A 19,179-nucleotide genomic window follows, 5' to 3' on the forward strand; every position below is an offset into this window, starting at 1 on the left:
CTGCTGCTCGGCAGGCCCACGTTTGTTGGACTCTTCGTGGTCGCGCTCGTCGGCGTTCTCAACCCGGGCCCCTGGTGGGTGGTGGCAATCATCATTGTGTGCCTGATCGGACAGGACGTCCTGGTCCCGTTCAACTACTTCCTCGCACTCATCCTCGTGACCCCCATGTGGCTGCTCGCCATCAAAGCCACCGGCCTGGGGGTTCGTCGGGCGCAGGGCGCGCGTGGAACTCAGCTACGAGCTCACCCACCACTACAGCGTGCTCGACCGCGCCGCAGCCGAGGACCGCGGCTGAACTCCCTCGAGGCAGCCGTCGACACCCTGATGGACAAGGGCTACGCCGCGCTGGCAAGAGCCTGGCTCTGACGGCGGCACCTGCTCCCCCGAAGAATTGCGGCCCGTGGCGGCACCGCTGCCAACACCCCGGTTCAGGGAACCCGGTGCAGCCACTCCGCGGTGCCAAACTTGGACTCCACCCGGGCCCGGGCGGCCTCAAGCTCGGCGTCGCTGAGTTCGGACGGCGTCGCGTTGTAGCGTTCGGTGAAAACGTCCATCATGGCCGCGACAATTTCGGCGCGGGACAGGCCGGTCTGGCGCCGGAGCGGATCCACGCGTTTTCTGGCGCTCCTGGTGCCCTTGTCCGACAGCTTCTCTTTGCCGATCCGGAGCACCTCCACCATTTTGTCGGCGTCGATGTCGTAGCTCATCGTGACGTGGTGCAGCATCCCGCCGTTCGCGAGGCGCTTCTGGGCCGCGCCGCCGATCTTTCCCTGCTCCGTGGCGATGTCATTGAGGGGCACATAGAAGGCGCTGATCCCCAGCTTCTTCAGTGCCGCCATCACCCAGGCGTCCAGGAAGCCATAGGAGTCGGCGAAGCTGACGCCGTCCACGAGGGTCTGCGGCAGGTACAGCGAGTAGGTGATGCAGTTCCCCGCCTCCATGAACATCGCTCCCCCGCCGCTGATCCTCCGGACCACGCTGATACCGTGCCGGGCCACGCCGTCGGGGTCGAGTTCGTTGCGCACCGACTGGAAGCTGCCGATCACCACGGAGGGTTCTTCCCAGTCCCAGAAGCGCAGGGTGGGGTTGCGCCGCCCGGCCCCTACCTCCTCGGTGAGGACCTCGTCCAGGGCCACGTTGACGTGGGTCGGCAGCACCGAGGGCGCGATGATGTTCCAGTGGTGGTCGTGCCAGCCGGTGGCCTTGGCCAGGGCCCGCCGGACGGCGACCGCCACGGCGTCGGCAGAAAATCCGAACAGGACCGTTTCGGCGGGCAGCGCGGCGGTCACCGCGGCGGCAAAATCCTCGGCGCTTGAGGCCGCCGGCAGCCCGGTGAGCGCGCGGTTGATCTCCAGCAGCGCCTCATCCGGCTCCAGGAAGAAGTCGCCGCTGAGCGAGACCTGGGCCAGGTGCCCGTCCACGACGTCGAAGTCGGCCACCACCAGCTTTCCGCCGGGAACCTTGTACTCACCGTGGTGGCGGTTGCCGCCGTCGTCGTCAGTGCCGTGGGAGCCCGAAGGAGCGGGAAGGGGTGTCATGCCCTTAATCCTGCCACGGAGCGCAGCACCAGGAACGCAAAAAGCCCACACCGTCACCGGTGCGGGCTTTTCCAAAAGACCTTGGGGAAGAAAGTTACTTCTTGCCGCCGAAGCCCTTGAAGCGAGCGTTGAAGCGCTCGACGCGGCCTGCAGAGTCCATGATGCGCTGCTTGCCCGTGTAGAACGGGTGGGACTCGGAGGAGATTTCGACGTCGATAACCGGGTAGGTGTTTCCGTCTTCCCACTCGATGGTCTTCTTGGAAGACGCGGTGGACTTGGTCAGGAACTTGACGCCGGAAGCCAGGTCGTTGAAAACAACAGCTTCGTACTTCGGGTGAGTATCAGACTTCATAATTGGACCTTTGTTCGCACAACTGGATTTTGCCAGTTGCCAGGTATGAATGGGATGGCCGGTTGGCGCCGGAAGGCACGTTACAGCCAGCTACCAATCATAGCGCACCTCCGCCGGGCGGACGACCACGCTGGACGACCACGGAGGGACCGTCAGTCCCGGGGCCGCAGCTCCCAGAACGCGACAGCGGACGCCGCCGCGACGTTGAGCGAGTCCACGCCGGCACGCATCGGGATCTTCACGGCGAGGTCGACGGCGGCGAGGGTGCTTTCGCTCATCCCGGCACCCTCGGTGCCGAGCACCAGGGCCAGCTTTCCCGGCTGCCGGGCGGCCAGCCGGTCGAGGTCCACGGCGTCCGCGGTGAGCTCCATGGCCGCCACCGTGAAGCCATGATCCCGGAGTACCGCCAGGTCCCCGGGCCAGTCCTGGAGCCGCGCCCACGGCACCTGGAAGACGGTGCCCATACTGACCCGGACGCTGCGCCGGTACAGCGGGTCCCCACAGCGCGGCGACACGAGGACGGCATCCACGCCGAGTGCCGCGGCGGAGCGGAAGATGGCTCCGACGTTGGTGTGGTCCACGATGTCCTCCAGCACGGCCACCCGCCGGGCGCCGGCAAGCAGTTCGGGCAGCGGCACGGGGGCAGGGCGGTGCATGGCGGCCATCGCGCCTCGGTGCAGGTGGAATCCGGTGATCTCCTCCAGGAGCCCCGCGGAGCCGATGAAGGCTGGCACTTCCGGATATTGCTCAAAGATGTCCGCCAGGTCCCCGCGCCACTTCTCGGCCAGGAAGAAGGACCGGGGCCGGTGGCCTGCTGCCAGCGCACGGCGCAGCACGCGTGAGGACTCGGCAATATACAGGCCCTCGGCGGGTTCCCTGAGCTTGCGCAGGTGCACGTCCGTCAGATGGGTGTAGTCGGAGACCCGGGGATCGTCCGCGGAGTCAAGGTGGTGGAAGGTCACGGGCCCGTCATTTCAGCAGGTTGGCGATCATGAAGCCCAGAGCCACGAGGCCCAGGGTGAAGATGACCCCACGCAGCACCACGGGCGAGAGCCGGCGGCCCACCTTGGAACCGATCACGCCGCCGATCAGGGAGCTGACGGCGATCAGCCCGACCGCCGTCCAGCTGATCCGGCCGAAGGCGAAGAGCAGATAGGACGCTGCCGCCACGATGTTGACGCACAGCACCAGGATGTTCTTCATGGCGTTGGCGTTCTGCATGGTCCCGGTCATGAAGACGCCAAGGATGCCAACCAGCAGGATCCCCTGGGCGGCGACAAAGTAGCCGCCGTAGACGCCGGCGAGATAGACCAGGACCACCAGCAGGATGCCGTGGCTGCGGTCCCGGATCGCGTGCTCGGGATTCTGCTCCCGGTTCCGGACCCACTGCTGGAGCCGGGGCTGGAAGACGACCATCAGCAGGGCCACGACGATCAGCACGGGCGCCGCGTAGTAGAAGACTTTTTCGGGCAGGTGCAGCAGCAGGTAGGCGCCGGTGATGCCGCCAAGCAGCGAGGCCGGCATCAGCCTGAGCAGCTGTTTTCCCCGCCCCGCCAGTTCCTTGCGGTAGCCCCACGCCCCGGCGGCGTTACCGGCCACGAGGCCCATCGCGTTGCTGATCGACGCCGTGACGGGCGGGTAGCCGAGCGCTATCAGCACCGGGAAGGTGACGAGGGTGCCGGAGCCCACCACGGAGTTGATCGTTCCCGCCCAGAGCCCGGCAAAGAAAATGAAGACGCTATTGAGGTACTCCACGCGCTGTCAGCGGCCCGGTCAGCGGCTGGCGGTGGCGGTGTACCGTCCGGCGGTGACGCTGACGTCCAGCGGCAGGCCGAAGGTTTCGCTCAGGTTCTCCTGGGTGAGGACCTCGGCGATCGGGCCGGAAGCCACCACGCCGCCGTTGCGCAGCAGCAGGGCATGCGTGAAGCCCGGCGGGACCTCTTCGAGATGGTGCGTGACCAGGACGAGCGCCGGGGCGCTGTCATCCTGGGCGAGTTCGCTGAGCCGGTGGACAAGTTCCTCGCGGCCGCCCAGGTCAAGCCCGGCGCCGGGCTCGTCGAGGAGCAGCAGTTCCGGGTCTGTCATGAGCGCGCGGGCGATCTGGACGCGCTTGCGTTCACCTTCGGACAGCGAGGCAAACGTGCGGTTCAGCAGCGGGCCCATGCCCCATTCGTTGAGGAGGCCGAAGGCGCGGCGTTCGTCGTCCTTCTCGTAGCCCTCGCGCCAGCGGCCGGTGACGCCATAGGCGGCCGTGACGACAACGTTGAGGACCTTCTCCTGCTCGGGGATCTGGTTGGCGAGGGCGGCCGAGGACAGGCCGATCCGGGGGCGCAGTTCAAAGACGTCGACGGCGCCGAGGACTTCTTCCAGGATGCCGGCCATCCCGCTGGTGGGATGGAGCCGGGCCGCGGCAACCTGCAGCAAAGTGGTCTTGCCGGCGCCGTTGGGGCCCAGGACCACCCAGCGCTCGCCCTCATTGACCTGCCAGTCCACCTTGTCCAGGAGGGTCTTTGCCCCTCGTACAACGCTGACGGCGGCCATTTCAAGAACTTCACTCATAGGAGTAGACACTAGGACAAAAAAGCGGGCGACTGATAACCGGAACGCCGGCCGGGCAGTCCGCGGCGGTCTGCAGCTTGCGCGGGCCGGCCAAGGAGCGGCGCAGCACAGCCGCCGGGCGTCACGTAGCCGCCCGTGGAGCGCAACGAATTCGGGCCGCCATCTGCCCGCTCGCTAGGATTGCAGCCATGAGTTCGCACGTGACCGCAGTCAGCTATGGCCTTAAACTGTCCCTTCCCGACGTGCAGAGCCTGCGCTCGCTGCTGGCCGCAGCGGGGCTTGCCTGCGACGCCGAAACCCGCACCGGAGACGGCCGCTTCGAGGTGTACACCGCGGACTGCTCGTTTGAGTCCGGTGCCGGACCGCACGGCGCCGGCACGCCCGCGGCGCTGAATGAGGCCGCTCTGGCCGGCTTGCGCCGGGCCGTGACCGGGGCCGGCGTAGACGGCGTGGACATCGCACTGGTTCCCGCCGCGCTGCGGAACGCCCCGCGGAAATTCCTGATCATGGACGTGGATTCGACCCTGATCCAGCAGGAGGTCATCGAACTCCTGGCTGCCTATGCCGGCAAGCGCGAGGAAGTGACGGCCGTGACCGAGGCCGCTATGCGCGGCGAACTCGATTTCGCCCAGAGCCTCCACGCCCGGGTGGCGGTGCTCGCCGGGCTGCCGGCCGACGTCGTCGAGTCCGTCCGGGCCGAGGTGAAGCTGACGGACGGCGCCGCGGAACTGGTCGCGGCGTTCAAGGCCGCGGGCCATGTGGTGGCCGTGGTGTCCGGAGGTTTTAACCAGATCCTCCGCCCGATCGCCGAGGGCCTCGGCCTGCACTACTGGATCGCCAACGAGCTTGAAATTGTGGACGGCGCGCTGACCGGCAAGGTGCTTGGCGACGTCGTCGACCGTGCCGCGAAGGAGAAGTACCTGCGGGAGTGGGCCGCCGCGGAGGGCATTCCGATGGAGCACACGATTGCCGTGGGCGACGGCGCCAATGACCTGGACATGCTGGGGGCCGCCGGGATCGGCATCGCCTTCAACGCCAAGCCTGCGGTGCGCGCCGCCGCCGACGCGGCCGTGAACCTGCCCTACCTCGATGCCGTGCGGCACATCGCCGGGGTGTGACCGCGCTTCCGGAACCCGTTTCCTGAATCCGCTTTCTGAATTCCTCGATACGGCAAGGGCCGGGGCAACCGCCCCGGCCCTTGCCGTATCTTCCTACTGATTCATTTCAACCTACTCGGCGCTCTTGCCGAAGTAGTCGCCGCCGCCGACGTATTCGGTGTGGCCGGTTTCGACGTCGGCCGTCACCATTTTTGCGACCTCCGCCCCGAACTCGGACACCGAGTAGAGCTTGCCGGCCTCCGCACGCCGGGCCTCGATGGCACCGGGGTTCGAGCGGTCCAGCAGGGTGGCCGTCACGGTGCCCTCGATCATGTCGCCGGAGACCACAACGAGCGAAATGCCCTTCTCGGCGAGGTTCGGGACGAGTTCACGGAGGGCGTCCTCGCCGGCGCGCTTGCTGCGGGCCACCGGCTCGTACTCGGCCATGGTGGGCACCGTGGTGATGAAGTGGGCCTGGTGGCTGGTCACGAACACGACGCGGGAGCCCTCGGGCATGAGCGGCACGGCGGCGTTCAGCATGTTGATCTGGGCATCGCGGTTGAGCTTCAGCGCGTAGCCTTCCTCCATGCCCGACTCCATGCCGCCGGAGGCATTGAGGACCAGGACGTCGAGCGAGCCGAAGTTCTCCATGGCGGCGCTGGCCAGTGCCTGGACGCCTTCCTGCGTGGTCAGGTCCGCTCCGACGGCGACGGCGCGGCCACCGTTGGCTTCGATCTCCGCAACCACCTTGTTGGCGCGCGGCGCCTTCTGGCGGTAGTTCACGACGACGGCGGCACCTTCGGCGGCGAGGAACTTGGCGACTTCAGCGCCGATCCCCCGCGATGAACCGGTCACAATTGCAGTCTTGTTGTCCAGCAGTCCCATACGAGCTCCTTCATTCCAAACGTCCAAAAAACTGTGGGTCTGCAGTCCATCATGCCAGCGGGCCGGGACTATTCAGTTGTTCAGGGTCCACAAAGAAGGGGTTCCATGCTAGTGGCGGGCCCGGTGCCGGCCGGCGCGGTTCCGGCCGGCACCGGCAGAAGGTACCAATCGGCGGCCGCCGCGTCAGCTGCGGTCGACCCGGATCTTCTTGGTGGCCGCTTCCGGCACCGCCGTGGGAGCGGGGGAACGTACTTCCAGCACACCGTCCTTGTAGCTCGCTGTGATGTCTTCTTCCTTCGCTCCCGGGGGCAGGGCGATGCTGCGGCTGAAGGAGCCATAACGGAATTCGGAGCGGTAACCCGACTTGCTCTTGTGCTCGGACTTTTCCTCACGTTCGGCCTTGATGTGCAGCATGCCCTCGCTCACGGACACATCGACGTCCTTGTCAGGATCGATCCCGGGCACTTCCGCCCGCACCACCAGGGTGCTGCCGTCCAGGAACTGTTCCACCTTGATGGATGACGTCATCGGCAGCTCGCCGTCGAGGAAGCGACGGATCGGCTCCAGCACGTCCGAGGGTGCCCACTTGCTGAGTTCAGCCATGATATTCCTCCTGGTTCCATGCCCCTGCCTTGGCGTAGTCGGGGCTGTAAGCCCATTACACGCTCCAACGCTGGTTACTGCCTAGGGCCAAAGGCCTATCGTGGTGGACCCTTCGCTGGGGAATGTGGGTCAGTGGCCCATGCCGAGGCCGCCGTCGACCGGAATGACCGCGCCGGAGATGTAGGCGGCTTCGTCGCTGGCGATCCAGCGGACGACGTCGGCAACCTCGGACGCCTCCGCGAACCGGCCGGCCGGGACCTTCGAGAGATAGTCCTTCTGGGTCTCCTCGGGCAGTTCCGCCGTCATGTCCGTGTTGATGAATCCCGGTGCCACGACGTTCGCGGTGATGCCGCGGCCGCCCAGTTCACGGGTCAGCGAACGGGCAATCCCGACCAGGCCCGCCTTCGATGCCGAGTAGTTGACCTGGCCCGGGGCGCCGTAGAGGCCGGAGACGGAGGAAATGAGGACCACACGGCCCTTGCGGGCCCGGATCATTCCTTTGGAGGCCCGCTTGATGACGCGGAAGGCGCCCGTGAGGTTGGTGTCGATGACCGAGGTGAAGTCATCCTCGCTCATCCGCATGAGCAGCGTGTCCTTGGTGATGCCGGCGTTGGCGACGAGCACCTCCACGGGACCATGGGCGGCCTCAACTGCGGTGAAGGCGGCGTCCACGGACGCCTCGTCGGTGACATCGGCCTTGACCCCGAGGATGCCTTCCGGGAGCTTGGATTCGCTGCGGTAGGTGACCGCAACCTTGTCGCCGTTGGCCAGGAAGGATTCGGCGATGGCCAGGCCGATCCCCCGGTTTCCACCGGTGATCAGGACGCTGCGGCCGGTGGTTGCTGCTTCAGACATGTGGTGCTCCGGGATTCTGCGGCGGGTCGCGGCCGCGCTGGGGACTGGATTTTCCTGCCTCCGATCTTAGCGCCCGGCACGCTTCCGTTTGGGCGGCTCCGCCGATGGTGAGAGAATTAAGCCAAGCCTTGGGAGCGTGATCTGACAGCCTTGACACTCAAAAACCGACCCGGTGCGTCTGTGCCCGGGGACCCGGAGTCATTATCCAGTGATACCGAGGTTCACAGCATTACGGACGCCGCGGCCGCACACTCCGATGAGATGCGCCAGCGGATGATCAAATACGCCGTAGCGATGGGCATCCGCATGGTGTGCCTGATCCTGGTTTTTGTGGTCGATGGCTGGTTCAAGATCCTGCCCGTCATTGGCGCCGTGTTCCTGCCCTGGATCGCCGTGGTGATCGCCAACGGCAGCGACAAGGCGGAGATCCACAGCGATTCCCTGCTGGATTACGTCCCGATGGGCGAACTGGATGCCCCGCGCGTTGCTGCCGGCCCTGCCTCCGGGCCTGGGACGAACGCAGCGGAAGACGCCTCGATGACGCTGCTGCAGGGCGAGCTGATCGATGATGAGGACGATGAGGACCACGGACGGGCTGCTTCATGAACCTCTTTGACCTGGCCGGGAACGGCGCCACCACCCCGGCTGCTGCAGCTGTGTGCTCACGGAAAGCCTGCCGGGCCGGGGCGCAGTGGCAGCTGCTGTGGAACAACCCGAAGATCCACACCCCGGAACGTCGCAAGATCTGGCTTGCCTGCGGCGAGCACCGGGCCTGGCTCGAAGACTATCTGCAGACCCGCGGGCTCTGGAAGGACACCGTCGCCCTTGACGCCGCGGTGCCGGAAGTGCAGCTTGCGGACGGCACCGGCTCCCCGATTCCAGGCAGGGTTAACTGAATGTACCGTTTCCTCTTCTCCAGTAAATGGCTGGGGTATCTGCTTTTGGCCGCGATCTTTGCCGCGGCCTGTGTGGGGCTGGGCCGCTGGCAAATGGACCGCCGCGCCGAGACCCTCGCCGAAATCAACCGTGTCCTGAGTAATTACTCGGCCACCCCGATCAGCTTCGCCCAGGCCCGGGACGAGTTCGTCAGCCTCGACGCCGAGCGCGAGTGGACGCAGGTTGAACTCCGCGGCAGCTACGACGTCGCCGGCCAGCGTATCGTGCGCAACCGGCCGCTCAACGGCCAGCCCGGCTACGAGGTCGTGGTCCCGCTCAAGCTGGTCAGCGGCGAGACCGTCGTGATCGACCGTGGCTGGCTGCCCATTGGCAACGACACCCCGGGCCATCCGGACTCCATTCCGGCCCCTCCGCAGGGCCAGGTGACTGTCATTGCCCGTCTCAAAGCGGGCGAACCCGAGCTCCAGCGTGGTGCCCCGGACGGCCAGCTCGCCTCGATCGACCTCACGGCCTATTCCGCCCAGCTGGGCTATCCCGTGCTGACCGGCGCTTACGGCCAACTGGCCTCGGAGAGCCCGTCAGCGGCGGCCATGCCCGTTGCCTTCCCCATGCCGTCGACCGATGAAGGCACGCATCTGTCCTACTCGTTGCAGTGGTTCGCCTTCGGGGTGCTGATGTTCATCGGCTTCGGCTACGCGGCCCGGCAACAGGCCCGCAACGCCGCCATCGACGCCGAGGACGCGGCCGAGGAAGCGTTGAACCCCGACGGCGGTTACCTGCACTCCAGTGGCCCGGCGCCTGTTCGCCGCCAGCGTCCCGTGGCGCGGAAGCGGAAGAACGCAACGGCGGAGGAAGAGGAAGACGCGATCCTCGACGCGCAGGGGTTCTGAGCGATGAGCCCTGAGACCCTCCCCGAACCCAAGTGACTCGCAGTTGTTGTCGTTTTGAGCGCTGAAAACGACAACAACTGCGAGTCAGTTGGGTGGCTTTACGCCAGCGTAATCAGGTCCAGGTAGTCTTCGTTCCAGAGGTCCTCGACGCCGTCGGGCAGCAGCACAACGCGCTCAGGATTCAGCGCCTCGACGGCACCCTCGTCGTGGCTGACCAGCACGACGGCGCCGGTGTAGTTGCTCAGGGCGCCCAGGATTTCGGCGCGGCTGGCTGGGTCGAGGTTGTTGGTAGGCTCATCGAGGAGCAGCACGTTGGCACTCGAGGCCACGATCGTCGCCAGCGCCAGACGCGTCTTCTCGCCGCCGGAGAGCACGCCGGCGGGCTTGTCGACGTCGTCGCCGGAGAAGAGGAACGAGCCCAGGATGCCGCGCACTTCCGCGTCATTCATATCCGGGGCCGACGAGCGCATGTTCTGCAGGACGGTGCGGTCGACGTCGAGCGTCTCGTGCTCCTGGGCGTAGTAGCCCACCTTCAGCCCGTGGCCGGGAATGACTTCTCCGGTGTCCGGCTTGTCGACGCCGGCGAGCATGCGCAACAGGGTGGTCTTGCCGGCGCCGTTGAGGCCAAGGATGACCACCTTGGAGCCGCGGTCGATGGCAAGGTCCACGTCGGTGAAGATTTCCAGCGAGCCGTAGGACTTGCTGAGGCCGTCCGCGGTGAGCGGGGTCTTGCCGCACGGCGAGGGATCCGGGAAGCGCAGGGCTGCCACGCGGTCGGTCTCGCGGACCGCTTCGAGTCCGCCGAGGAGTCGTTCGGCGCGCTTGGCCATGTTCTGCGCGGCGACAGCCTTGGTCGCCTTGGCGCGCATCTTGTTGGCCTGGTCGAAGAGGACCTGGGCCTTCTTCTCCGCGTTGGCGCGCTCACGCTTGCGGGCGCGCTCATCCGTTTCGCGCTGCTGGAGGTAGCGCTTCCAGTCCATGTTGTAGAAGTCGATCTGCGCGCGGTTGGCGTCGAGCAGGAAAACCTTGTTGACGGTGGCTTCGAGCAGTTCCGTGTCGTGGCTGATCACAATCAGGCCACCCTGGTGGTTCTTGAGGAACTCGCGCAGCCACGCGATGGAATCGGCGTCGAGGTGGTTGGTGGGCTCATCGAGGAGCATGGTCTCTGCACCGGAATACAGGATGCGGGCGAGCTCCACGCGGCGGCGCTGGCCGCCGGAGAGCGTCTTCAGCGGCTGGTTCAGCAGGCGGTCCGGCAGGGCGAGGTTGGAGCAGATCGCCGCGGCCTCGGCCTCTGCCGCGTAGCCGCCGGCGGCCAGGAACTCGGATTCCAGCCGGTCGTAGCGGTTCATCGCCTTGCGCTGGACCTCGGCGTCCTCGCTGGCCATGTCCTCATGGGTCTGGCGGAGCTTGCCGACGGCGATGTCCAGGCCGCGGGCGGACAGGATCCGGTCGCGGGCCAGCTGCTCCATGTCGGGGGTTCGGGGGTCCTGCGGCAGGTAGCCGATCTCGCCCGTGCGGGTGACCTTGCCGGCGGCCGGCAGGCCCTCACCCGCGAGCACCCGGGTCAGCGTGGTCTTTCCTGCACCGTTACGGCCGACGAGGCCGATCTTGTCTCCCTTGTCGATCCGGAAGCTCACCTGGTCCATAAGGAGGCGGGCGCCGGCGCGCAGTTCGAGATCCTGGACGGTAATCAATGCAGCTAAGGCCTTTCACAACAGGGAACGCCGCGGCAGACCGGTGAAGTCTGGAAGATGCCGGGACGGTATGGCCAAGAGTTCGGCCTCCATAAGTCTACCGGCACCGTCCCCGCCGGATGACATGGGCGAAGGGGAATGACGCCAGCGGAGTGCGGGCACCGGCGGGGCGGCCGGCTCCGGCGGCCATGGCGGTGCCCTCCAGCATCCCGGCCGCCGTTTTGTGGAAGGGCTACAAAAAAGCCAATGCGCCGCAGCCGTACTCTCGGAAACAAGACCTTATGCCCGCCGATTCACCCGACAGGATCACCCATGACCCAGACTGACAAAGCCGTCACCGCCCGGACTGCGCGGCGGAACCGCTGGAACGCCACCGACCTTGGACTGATAGCAGTCTTCGCCGCCCTGGTAGCGGCCTCGGCGCTGATCGCCGCGATTCCGGTGGGCGGACTCGGCGTCCCCATCACCGTCCAGACGCTCGCCGTGATGCTCACCGGGCTGGCCCTCGGCCCCGGCCGCGCCTTCGCCGCCGTCGGCCTGTATGTCCTCCTGGGGCTTGCCGGGCTGCCGATCTTCAGCGGTGGGCGCAGCGGCCTCGGCATCCTGGCGGGCCCGTCCGCGGGTTATATCATTGCGTTCCCGCTGGCAGCCGCGGCCGTGGGCTGGCTGACCGTCGTCGTGCTTCGGCGCACTGCACTGAGGTACCGCGGCGTCCTCCTGTTCGCGGCGGCAATGGTGAGCAGCATAGTGCTGGTCCATAGCCTCGGCATCCTGGGCATGGTGGTCAACGCCAAGCTGGACCTGCCCAAGGCCTTCCTCGCCGACCTGCCCTATTACCCCGGCGACGTGATCAAGAACGTGCTGGCCGTGAGCATTGCACTGGCCCTGCACAGGGCCTTCCCGGATCTGCTGGTCCGCCGCCTGCCCAAGGCCGACAGCCGGCCGTGAGCACCATCATCCTGGACCGGGTGGCGGTGCGGGTCGAGGTGGACGGCCGCAGCGCCGCCAAGACCCTGCTCAACGAACTCTCGCTCAGCCTCACCGAGCGGCGGATCGGGGTGATCGGCGCCAACGGCTCCGGCAAGTCCACCTTGCTGCGGCTGCTCAACGGGCTCGTGGCGCCGAGCAACGGTGCCGTGACCGTCGACGGCGCGGACACCGTCCGGGCCGTGCACGAGGTCCGGCGACGGGTCGGCTTTGTCTTCACGGATCCGCTCTCCCAGCTGGTGATGCCCACCGGCCGCGAGGACGTGGAGCTGTCCCTGCGGCGCTCGGTCCGCAACGCCGCAGATCGACGCCGCCTCGCGGAGGCGACCTTGGACCGCTTCGGACTGCTGCCGCTGGCGGACCAGAGCATCTACGAGCTCTCCGGCGGGGAACGCCAACTCCTGGCCCTCGCCGCCGTCCTGGCCGTCAACCCGGAGGTGCTGGTGCTGGACGAGCCCTCAACCCTGCTGGATCTGCGCAACCGGGAACTGCTGCGCCGGACGCTGGCCGGGCTCAGCCAGCAGGTCATCCTCTCCACCCACGATCTCGACCTCGCCCAGGATATGGACCGGGTGTTGGTGGTGGATGCCGGGCGGGTGGTGTTCGACGGCGGGGCGGCCGCCGCCGTCGGCCATTACCGGGCGCTCTCCGCGGCAGGGCTGCCGCCCTCGGACCCGGCACGCCTTGGCCGGGAGCAGCGGTGAGCGGCCAAGGCTTCCTGCTGGCGAACTATGCCCCGGGTGCGTCCCTGGTCCACCGTTCGCCGCTGTGGCTGAAGTTCCTGCTGGTCCTCGGGTGCGGCATGGCGTCGTTCGTGATTGCGGACTGGGCCGTTGCGGCGGGCGTGCTGGCGATGCTGTGCGCGGTGTTCCTGCTCAGCGGCGCCGGGGCTGCCCGGCTGGTCCGCGCGGTCCGGCCCGCGCTGCCCGTTCTCCTGGCCATCGGCCTGTTCCAATGGTGGCAGCTCGGCGGCCCGTCGGCGGCCCGGATCGTGCTGAACGTGCTGGTCTGCGTGGTGGCAGCGTCGATCCTTACCGCCACTACCCCTGTGCAGGCATTGCTGGACGGGGTAGCGTCCCTGGCGGGGCCGTTCCGGCGCTTCGGCGCGGACCCGGAGCGCTTCGCCCTGACCATCGCGATCATGTTGCGGAGTATTCCCTTCATCGCCGGCGCCTACGCTGACGTCCGGGATTCCGCCCGGGCAAGGGGGCTTGAACGGAATCCCCGCGCGCTTGTGCTGCCCGTGTTCATCACCACCGTGGCTTTTGCCAGGCAGACCGGCGAAGCCCTCGCCGCGCGCGGCCTCGGTGAAGCCGAGGACCGGGACGGCTGACAGCACGTCCGGCAGCCTCACTTGCCACCGGACATGCCCTCCCCTGCCCACGGTCACGGGACATAAACCCACTGTGCCCGGTCCTTGCGCCCAGGAATGGGCATGTCCCACCGGGAGTCTAGGGGAATGTGCGGTATCCCAGTAGCACCGCGGTACCCATCCCGCCCGCGATGCTGATCAGGGCCAGGGCGAGCTGCCCTTCGACCGGGTTGCGCCGCGCCTGGGCCAGCAGACGGGTGACCAGCACCGCCCCGGAGGCCCCGTAGGCATGCCCCAGGGCCAGCGCCCCGCCGTCGAGGTTGGCCCGTTCCGGATCGATCCCCAACCGGTCCAGGCAAGCGAGGGTCTGGGAGGCGAAGGCCTCGTTGAACTCAATCAGCCCGATATCTTCCGCGGACAGCCCCTGCGCCGCGAGCAACCGCTCCGCCGCAGCTGCCGCGCCGGTTCCCAGCAGCTGCGGGTCCACGCCTGCGGTGCCGGTGCCCAGGACCAGGAGCCCGTCGCGGGCGCCGAGGCTGCGGGCCCGTTCCACCGAGGTGATCACAACGGCGGCGGCCCCGTCAGCGTCAAAGCAGGAGTTGCCGGCGGTGACGGTGCCCCCCGCCACGAAAGCGGCGGGGAACCGTGCCAGCAGCGCCGCGGTGAGGCTTGGGCGCGGGCCGTCGTCGAGCTCCACGAGCGCGGGGCTGCCGGCCGCCGAACTGGAAAGCGGGACGATCTCGGCTTTGAACACGCCGGCGGCCGCGGCGGCCAGCGCCCGGTGGTGGCTGCGGAGCGCGAAGGCGTCCTGCCGTTCCCGGCTGACGCTGCAGCGGACCGCCACATTCTCCGCGGCCACGCCCATGTCCGGATCGCCGTGGCCGGCGGGCGCGAACTGCGCCCGGGCGAAGAACTCCGGCGCACCGTCGCTGTTGCGGTGCGCCCGCAGGGGTGCGGTGCTGATGCTCTCCACCCCGCCGGCGAGGTAGATCCCGCCGCCGCCGGCCGCCACCAGCCGGGAGGCCAGCACGATCGCGTCGAGTCCGGAACCGCATTGCCGGTCCACCGTGACGCCGGGAACGCTGACCGGCAGTCCGGCCTCCAGTGCCGCCAGCCGCGCCACGTTGCCGCCGCCGCCGACGGCGTTCCCGATCACGACGTCGGCCACCGCCTCCGGTGGCACGTCGGCACCTTCCAGCAGGCTGCGCAGCACGGGGGCCAGCAGTTGGTGGGCGCGGAGCCCTTTCAGGGCGCCGTTGGCGCGGCGGAGCGGAGTCCGGCGGGCGGCGATGATCACCGGCTGGCGGTCCTCGGGAAGGATCGGCGGGCCGCCGGAGACAGGTTGGGCGCCCGGCCTAGGCAAGGCGGCGGATCCGGGGATCGTTGCTGGCGACCCAGTCGAGCAGGAGCTGCCTGCTGATCTTGCCCCGGTCCGTCAGGGGAAGCTCGGCCAGCGCGAAGTACTCCAGCGGGCGCTTGCTGCGGACCAGCACGTCCTCGACGCCGGCCTTTAACTGGGTGGCTGTCAGGGCACCGTGCGACGGCACCACGCCGGCGACCACGCGCTGGCCGCGGAGGTCGTCCGGCTGGCCGGCGGCCACGGCTGCCGCGACGCCGGGAACGGATGCCAGGGCCAGTTCCACCTCGTGCGGATAGACGTTCGTGCCGGCTGTGATGATCATGTCCGAGCGCCGGCCGAGCATGTGCAGCGTCCCGCCGGAGAGGAAGCCCTGGTCCCCCACGGTGAACCAGCCGTCGAAGCAGCGCAGGGCCTGACCGTCGTCGCCCCAGAGGTAGCCGTCGCTGACCATGCCGCTGCGGACGCAGATGTTCCCGTCCCGCCCGTCCGGGAGGACCGTTCCGGCGTCGTCCAGGATCCGGATCCCGACGCCGGGAAACGGCCCCCCGATGCCGGTTCCGCCCGGTTCCGGGGACTCGCCGGGGCGCAGGCCGGAGCCGGCGACGAAGCTGAGTTCGGAGGCGCCGTAATACTCGAAGATGGTGGCGTTGGGTGCCCAGCGCCGCGCCGCTTCGAGGGTCCGTGCGTCCAGTTTCGAGCCGGCGCAGATGATGCTGCGGATCCCCGAGGCGTCGACGCCGCCGGTGAGGCCCCGCTCGCTGAGGAGCCTGAGCATGGTGGGGACCAGGACCAGGCGGGTGATGCCGTCGTGGCTGATCGCCGCGTGCGCGTCGCCGACGTCGAAGTGTTCCAGCGTGTGGAACTCGGCGCCGGCGTAAAGGCATTCGGCCAGGGCGTAGAGGTTCAGGCTGGCGGCGAGCGGTCCGGGGGCCAGCGTCCTGTCCTCCCGGCCTAGGCCGAAGAACCCGATCGAGGCGTCGAAGGACTGCCGCCAGGAGCGCCGGGACCGGCTGAAGGCCTTGGGGACCGAGGTGGTGCCGGATGTCAGTCCGATCAGGAACGGGGTATCGGGCCGTCCGTCGGCAAGGTCCGGGCCGAGGGCCGGTACCCGTCCCGCCAGGGCTTCCGCCAGCGAGCCGGGAACCGGTGGTACAGCCCCGGAGATGCGGGCCGCGATCCCGTCCTGAAGCTGCTGCGGCCAGTCCGGATCCAGCACGGCGCAGCGCCGCTCGCCCGCCACGGCCGCCGCGAAGGCGACGGCGAAGTGCAGGGAATTCTGTTCGGACAGGAGGGCGACCGCGGGAGCCCCGGGAACCAGCGCGGCGGCCGCGTCCCTGAGGTCCGCCCAGCTGAGGCGCTGCCCGGCCACGGCGACGGCGGTCCCGTCGGGGAGCTCGCCGGCCCAGCGCTGGAGTCTGTCAAGGAATGGCATCGGATCAACTTTACCGGCCGGGGACACCGCCGATGACGGTGCGCGTTATTGTGACCTTATGAGTTTCAATGACAATGTTGAGCTGGACCCCTCACAGGTCCAGGACCGGCGCGGCATGGGCCGCGGAACCAAGATCGGTGGCGGCATCGGGGGCGGAATTATCCTGCTGCTCGCCGCCCTGTTCGGCATCAACCCGCAGCTTCTGGAAGGCCTGACCGGCACCACCCAGGACCAGCAGCCGCAGAGCCAAACCACCGGCCTGGCCTGCAAGACCGGCGCGGATGCCAACGCCCGCCTCGACTGCCGGATCAACGGAACGGTCAACAGCCTGAATGCCTTCTGGCCGGCGTATCTGGCGCAGTACAACAAGAAGTACCCGCAGCCGCAGACCGTGATCTTCAGCGGTGGAACCGACACCGGTTGCGGCGCCGCAACCTCCGAGGTCGGCCCGTTCTACTGCCCGGCAGACACCACGGCCTACTTTGACCCGGGCTTCTTCCAGGAGCTCGTGGACCGGTTCGGATCCTCCGGCGGCCCGCTCGCCCAGGAGTATGTGGTCGCGCACGAATTCGGCCACCATGTCCAGAACCTGCTGGGCAACCTGGACCGCGCGCAGCAGGATCCCCAGGGGCCGCAGTCCGGTGCCGTGCGCGTGGAACTCCAGGCCGACTGCTATGCCGGCCTGTGGGTCCGCTACGCCACCACCACGAACGATCCCAAGACCGGGCAGCCGTTCCTGGAACCGCTCAAGCAGCAGGACCTGAGCGACGCGCTGTCCGCGGCCTCGGCGGTGGGTGACGACCGGATCCAGAAAGCCGCCACGGGCCGTGTCTCGCCCGAGTCGTGGACCCATGGCTCCAGCGCGCAGCGGCAGAAGTGGTTCTACCAGGGCTACAAGACCGGCGACATCAACCAGTGCGACACCTTCGGGGTGGCCACCCCCTGACAGCCCATCGGTTGCTCCGTAACGGCCGTTTTGACGGCCATAGGGGCAGTTACTGAGCAGCCGATTCGACCCGCCACGACGACGGCGGGCCCACCTCTAGAGGTGGGCCCGCCGTCGTTTCGCGTCAGGGACGTAATGGGGGATCAGATGTTGAAGCCGAGGGCGCGCATCTGGTCGCGGCCGTCTTCGGTGATCCGCTCCGGACCCCAAGGCGGCATCCAGACCCAGTTGAGGCGCCACTCGTCCACGATCCCGTCGAGGGACTTGCCGACCTGTTCCTCGATCACGTCGGTGAGCGGGCAGGCGGCCGTGGTGAGCGTCATGTCGATCAGCAGGGCGCCGTCGTCGTCTGAGTATTTCAGACCGTACAGCAGGCCAAGATCAACGATGTTGACCCCCAGTTCCGGGTCGATCACATCCTTGAGTGCCTCTTCGACATCCTCGAGGCCCGTGCGGGCCACATTGATTTCCGTCATGGCAGAGTCCTAACTAGGCCTGCGCTGCAGCGGCAGCGGCGGCAATGGTGGCTGCACCGGCGCCGGTGGCGTAGCGGTCGTAGCCTTCTTCTTCGAGGCGGTCGGCAAGTTCCGGGCCGCCCTCTTCGACAACCTGGCCGTCAACGAACACGTGCACGAATTCCGGCTTGATGTAGCGCAGGATCCGGGTGTAGTGCGTGATCAGCAGGGTGCCCATGTTGCCTTCGGCCTGTGCACGGTTGACGCCTTCGGAGACAACCTTGAGGGCGTCGACGTCCAGGCCTGAGTCGGTCTCGTCCAGAATGGCGAACTTCGGCTTGAAGAGCTCCAACTGGAGGATCTCCACGCGCTTCTTCTCGCCGCCGGAGAAGCCTTCGTTGACGTTGCGCTGGGTGAAGTCGGCGTCGATGCGCAGCTCCGCCATGGCGGCCTTGACTTCCTTCGTCCAGGTGCGGAGGGCGGGGGCCTTGCCGTCGATGGCCGTCTTGGCCGTGCGCAGGAAGTTGGTCATGCTGACCCCTGGGACCTCGACGGGGTACTGCATTGCCAGGAACAGGCCGGCGCGGGCGCGGGTATCGACGCTCATGGCCAGCACGTCTTCGCCGTCCAGCGTGATGGAGCCGGAGGTGACGTTGTAGCGCGGGTGGCCGGCAATGGTGGACGCCAGCGTGGACTTGCCGGAGCCGTTGGGGCCCATGATGGCGTGCGTCTCGCCGGTCCTGATGGTCAGGCTGACGCCCTTCAGGATTTCCTTGACGCCCTGCTCGGTGTCAATGCTGACGTGCAGGTCCTTGATCTCAAGAGTCGACATGTATCTTGTTCTCCTCTGCACCGTGCCCTCCGGCACGGTGCGGTTTCTTGGTGAAAGTTCTTTGATGCGGGTGCTGGTGCGCGGACCGCCAGGGCGGTCAGCTGAAGTTCGGCGCCTCGGCACCGTTCAGGACGTTGGTGACGTCGACATACACGTCGTCGCCCTGGATGGTGACGGCAAACACTGGAACGGGATCGTAGGCCGGCAGCTGGAGCGGCTCTCCGCTGCGCAGATCAAACTGGGAGCCGTGGCCCCAGCACTCGATCAGGCAGCCTTCAACCTCTCCTTCGGAAAGGGAGATGTCCGCATGCGAGCAGGTGTCACCGATGGCGTGGATCTCCCCCATCGAGTCCTTCACGATTGCTACCGGGTAGTCGTCGATCAGGATCCGCAGCGCCTGCTTGAGCTGGATCTCGCTGGCGTTGCAGACGAGCTCGCCCTTTGGCTGTTCAGTCATCTGATGCTTTCCTGTGTCCTCTGGT

At 67.6% G+C, this 19,179-nt stretch carries 23 protein-coding genes; 9 read left to right on the top strand and 14 right to left on the bottom strand.

The window, feature by feature from the left end; all coding sequences use genetic code 11:
• Nucleotides 1–81 precede the first annotated feature (81 nt).
• Nucleotides 82–366: a hypothetical protein gene (locus E5206_RS12900; protein ID WP_136322829.1), complete on the top strand. Its 285-nt coding sequence runs from the start codon at nt 82–84 to the stop codon at nt 364–366.
• 62 nt (nt 367–428) lie between these two features.
• On the opposite strand, the gene E5206_RS12905 is transcribed toward E5206_RS12900, so the two are convergent.
• The 5 genes from E5206_RS12905 to E5206_RS12925 form a co-directional block, all read right to left on the bottom strand.
• Complete coding sequence (locus E5206_RS12905; RefSeq protein ID WP_136322830.1) at nt 429–1,538, bottom strand: biotin/lipoate A/B protein ligase family protein; 1,110 nt, start codon at nt 1,536–1,538, stop codon at nt 429–431.
• Nucleotides 1,539–1,632: 94 nt separating this feature from the next.
• A complete protein-coding gene (locus E5206_RS12910; RefSeq protein ID WP_136322831.1) occupies nt 1,633–1,890 on the bottom strand; it encodes a type B 50S ribosomal protein L31 in 258 nt (85 codons plus the stop codon).
• A gap of 152 nt (nt 1,891–2,042) precedes the next feature.
• Nucleotides 2,043–2,852, bottom strand: coding sequence for an RNA methyltransferase (locus E5206_RS12915; protein ID WP_136322832.1), 810 nt, complete (start codon nt 2,850–2,852; stop codon nt 2,043–2,045).
• Nucleotides 2,853–2,859: 7 nt separating this feature from the next.
• Nucleotides 2,860–3,645, bottom strand: a complete 786-nt coding sequence (locus E5206_RS12920; protein ID WP_136322833.1) for a sulfite exporter TauE/SafE family protein — start codon at nt 3,643–3,645, stop codon at nt 2,860–2,862.
• An 18-nt stretch (nt 3,646–3,663) separates the two neighbouring features.
• On the bottom strand, nt 3,664–4,449 hold the full coding sequence (locus E5206_RS12925; protein ID WP_136322834.1) for an ABC transporter ATP-binding protein: 786 nt from the start codon (nt 4,447–4,449) through the stop codon (nt 3,664–3,666).
• Nucleotides 4,450–4,637: 188 nt separating this feature from the next.
• Between E5206_RS12925 and serB the strand changes: the two genes are divergently transcribed.
• Nucleotides 4,638–5,567 carry a phosphoserine phosphatase SerB gene (serB, locus tag E5206_RS12930; protein ID WP_136322835.1) on the top strand — a complete coding sequence of 310 codons (930 nt, stop codon included), beginning with the start codon at nt 4,638–4,640 and terminating at the stop codon, nt 5,565–5,567.
• A 111-nt stretch (nt 5,568–5,678) separates the two neighbouring features.
• On the opposite strand, the gene E5206_RS12935 is transcribed toward serB, so the two are convergent.
• The 3 genes from E5206_RS12935 to E5206_RS12945 all read right to left on the bottom strand — a co-directional run bounded on the left by E5206_RS12935 (nt 5,679) and on the right by E5206_RS12945 (nt 7,889).
• Complete coding sequence (locus E5206_RS12935) at nt 5,679–6,431, bottom strand: SDR family oxidoreductase (protein WP_136322836.1); 753 nt, start codon at nt 6,429–6,431, stop codon at nt 5,679–5,681.
• Between the two features lie 183 nt (nt 6,432–6,614).
• Nucleotides 6,615–7,034 (bottom strand): Hsp20/alpha crystallin family protein, encoded by a 420-nt coding sequence (locus tag E5206_RS12940; RefSeq protein WP_136322837.1) that lies wholly within the window; start codon nt 7,032–7,034, stop codon nt 6,615–6,617.
• Between the two features lie 129 nt (nt 7,035–7,163).
• On the bottom strand, nt 7,164–7,889 hold the full coding sequence (locus E5206_RS12945; RefSeq protein ID WP_136322838.1) for a beta-ketoacyl-ACP reductase: 726 nt from the start codon (nt 7,887–7,889) through the stop codon (nt 7,164–7,166).
• 150 nt (nt 7,890–8,039) lie between these two features.
• Here E5206_RS12945 and E5206_RS12950 point away from each other — a divergent pair, with 150 nt between their 5' ends.
• Genes E5206_RS12950 through E5206_RS12960 form a run of 3 tightly spaced genes read left to right on the top strand, consistent with a single transcriptional unit; the run spans nt 8,040 to nt 9,676 of the window.
• Complete coding sequence (locus tag E5206_RS12950) at nt 8,040–8,495, top strand: DUF3099 domain-containing protein (RefSeq protein WP_136322839.1); 456 nt, start codon at nt 8,040–8,042, stop codon at nt 8,493–8,495.
• Entirely contained in the window at nt 8,492–8,785 is a 294-nt protein-coding gene (locus E5206_RS12955; protein ID WP_136322840.1) for a hypothetical protein, read from the top strand. Before E5206_RS12950 ends, E5206_RS12955 begins: the two co-directional genes overlap by 4 nt.
• Entirely contained in the window at nt 8,786–9,676 is an 891-nt protein-coding gene (locus E5206_RS12960) for an SURF1 family protein (RefSeq protein ID WP_136322841.1), read from the top strand. It abuts the gene before it with no gap.
• Between the two features lie 98 nt (nt 9,677–9,774).
• On the opposite strand, the gene E5206_RS12965 is transcribed toward E5206_RS12960, so the two are convergent.
• Nucleotides 9,775–11,373 (bottom strand): ABC-F family ATP-binding cassette domain-containing protein, encoded by a 1,599-nt coding sequence (locus tag E5206_RS12965; protein ID WP_136322842.1) that lies wholly within the window; start codon nt 11,371–11,373, stop codon nt 9,775–9,777.
• A 312-nt stretch (nt 11,374–11,685) separates the two neighbouring features.
• On the opposite strand from E5206_RS12965, the gene E5206_RS12970 reads away from it, so the two are divergent.
• The 3 genes from E5206_RS12970 to E5206_RS12980 are packed head-to-tail and all read left to right on the top strand — an operon-like array spanning nt 11,686 to nt 13,693.
• The gene (locus tag E5206_RS12970) at nt 11,686–12,321 is read left to right on the top strand and encodes a biotin transporter BioY (protein WP_136322843.1); all 636 of its coding nucleotides are present in this window, start codon (nt 11,686–11,688) and stop codon (nt 12,319–12,321) included.
• Complete coding sequence (locus tag E5206_RS12975) at nt 12,318–13,064, top strand: ABC transporter ATP-binding protein (protein ID WP_136322844.1); 747 nt, start codon at nt 12,318–12,320, stop codon at nt 13,062–13,064. Before E5206_RS12970 ends, E5206_RS12975 begins: the two co-directional genes overlap by 4 nt.
• A complete protein-coding gene (locus tag E5206_RS12980) occupies nt 13,061–13,693 on the top strand; it encodes an energy-coupling factor transporter transmembrane protein EcfT (protein WP_136322845.1) in 633 nt (210 codons plus the stop codon). Before E5206_RS12975 ends, E5206_RS12980 begins: the two co-directional genes overlap by 4 nt.
• A gap of 118 nt (nt 13,694–13,811) precedes the next feature.
• Here the strand turns inward: E5206_RS12980 and E5206_RS12985 are convergent, their stop codons facing one another.
• Nucleotides 13,812–14,969: a thiolase family protein gene (locus tag E5206_RS12985; protein ID WP_136322846.1), complete on the bottom strand. Its 1,158-nt coding sequence runs from the start codon at nt 14,967–14,969 to the stop codon at nt 13,812–13,814.
• A gap of 58 nt (nt 14,970–15,027) precedes the next feature.
• Nucleotides 15,028–16,464: an AMP-binding protein gene (locus E5206_RS12990; protein WP_136322847.1), complete on the bottom strand. Its 1,437-nt coding sequence runs from the start codon at nt 16,462–16,464 to the stop codon at nt 15,028–15,030.
• A 58-nt stretch (nt 16,465–16,522) separates the two neighbouring features.
• Between E5206_RS12990 and E5206_RS12995 the strand changes: the two genes are divergently transcribed.
• Entirely contained in the window at nt 16,523–17,410 is an 888-nt protein-coding gene (locus E5206_RS12995; RefSeq protein ID WP_136322848.1) for a neutral zinc metallopeptidase, read from the top strand.
• A gap of 143 nt (nt 17,411–17,553) precedes the next feature.
• Here E5206_RS12995 and E5206_RS13000 read toward each other — a convergent pair whose 3' ends face one another.
• The 3 genes from E5206_RS13000 to E5206_RS13010 form a co-directional block, all read right to left on the bottom strand.
• Entirely contained in the window at nt 17,554–17,886 is a 333-nt protein-coding gene (locus E5206_RS13000) for a metal-sulfur cluster assembly factor (protein ID WP_136322849.1), read from the bottom strand.
• 13 nt (nt 17,887–17,899) lie between these two features.
• Nucleotides 17,900–18,697 (bottom strand): Fe-S cluster assembly ATPase SufC, encoded by a 798-nt coding sequence (gene sufC, locus E5206_RS13005; protein WP_136322850.1) that lies wholly within the window; start codon nt 18,695–18,697, stop codon nt 17,900–17,902.
• A gap of 97 nt (nt 18,698–18,794) precedes the next feature.
• A complete protein-coding gene (locus tag E5206_RS13010) occupies nt 18,795–19,154 on the bottom strand; it encodes a non-heme iron oxygenase ferredoxin subunit (RefSeq protein WP_136322851.1) in 360 nt (119 codons plus the stop codon).
• Nucleotides 19,155–19,179: the final 25 nt, after the last annotated feature.

The sequence above is a fragment of the Arthrobacter sp. PAMC25564 genome, assembly GCF_004798705.1.
Taxonomy (GTDB): Bacteria; Actinomycetota; Actinomycetes; order Actinomycetales; family Micrococcaceae; genus Arthrobacter.

Coding starts and splice junctions, on each gene's coding strand:
- E5206_RS12905 (WP_136322830.1), bottom strand. CDS start 1,538: ATGACACCCCTTCCCGCTCCTTCGGGCTCCCACGGCACTGACGACGAC.
- E5206_RS12910 (WP_136322831.1), bottom strand. CDS start 1,890: ATGAAGTCTGATACTCACCCGAAGTACGAAGCTGTTGTTTTCAACGAC.
- E5206_RS12925 (WP_136322834.1), bottom strand. CDS start 4,449: ATGAGTGAAGTTCTTGAAATGGCCGCCGTCAGCGTTGTACGAGGGGCA.
- serB (WP_136322835.1), top strand. CDS start 4,638: ATGAGTTCGCACGTGACCGCAGTCAGCTATGGCCTTAAACTGTCCCTT.
- E5206_RS12935 (WP_136322836.1), bottom strand. CDS start 6,431: ATGGGACTGCTGGACAACAAGACTGCAATTGTGACCGGTTCATCGCGG.
- E5206_RS12940 (WP_136322837.1), bottom strand. CDS start 7,034: ATGGCTGAACTCAGCAAGTGGGCACCCTCGGACGTGCTGGAGCCGATC.
- E5206_RS12945 (WP_136322838.1), bottom strand. CDS start 7,889: ATGTCTGAAGCAGCAACCACCGGCCGCAGCGTCCTGATCACCGGTGGA.
- E5206_RS12955 (WP_136322840.1), top strand. CDS start 8,492: ATGAACCTCTTTGACCTGGCCGGGAACGGCGCCACCACCCCGGCTGCT.
- E5206_RS12960 (WP_136322841.1), top strand. CDS start 8,786: ATGTACCGTTTCCTCTTCTCCAGTAAATGGCTGGGGTATCTGCTTTTG.
- E5206_RS12970 (WP_136322843.1), top strand. CDS start 11,686: ATGACCCAGACTGACAAAGCCGTCACCGCCCGGACTGCGCGGCGGAAC.
- E5206_RS12990 (WP_136322847.1), bottom strand. CDS start 16,464: ATGCCATTCCTTGACAGACTCCAGCGCTGGGCCGGCGAGCTCCCCGAC.
- E5206_RS12995 (WP_136322848.1), top strand. CDS start 16,523: ATGAGTTTCAATGACAATGTTGAGCTGGACCCCTCACAGGTCCAGGAC.
- E5206_RS13000 (WP_136322849.1), bottom strand. CDS start 17,886: ATGACGGAAATCAATGTGGCCCGCACGGGCCTCGAGGATGTCGAAGAG.
- sufC (WP_136322850.1), bottom strand. CDS start 18,697: ATGTCGACTCTTGAGATCAAGGACCTGCACGTCAGCATTGACACCGAG.
- E5206_RS13010 (WP_136322851.1), bottom strand. CDS start 19,154: ATGACTGAACAGCCAAAGGGCGAGCTCGTCTGCAACGCCAGCGAGATC.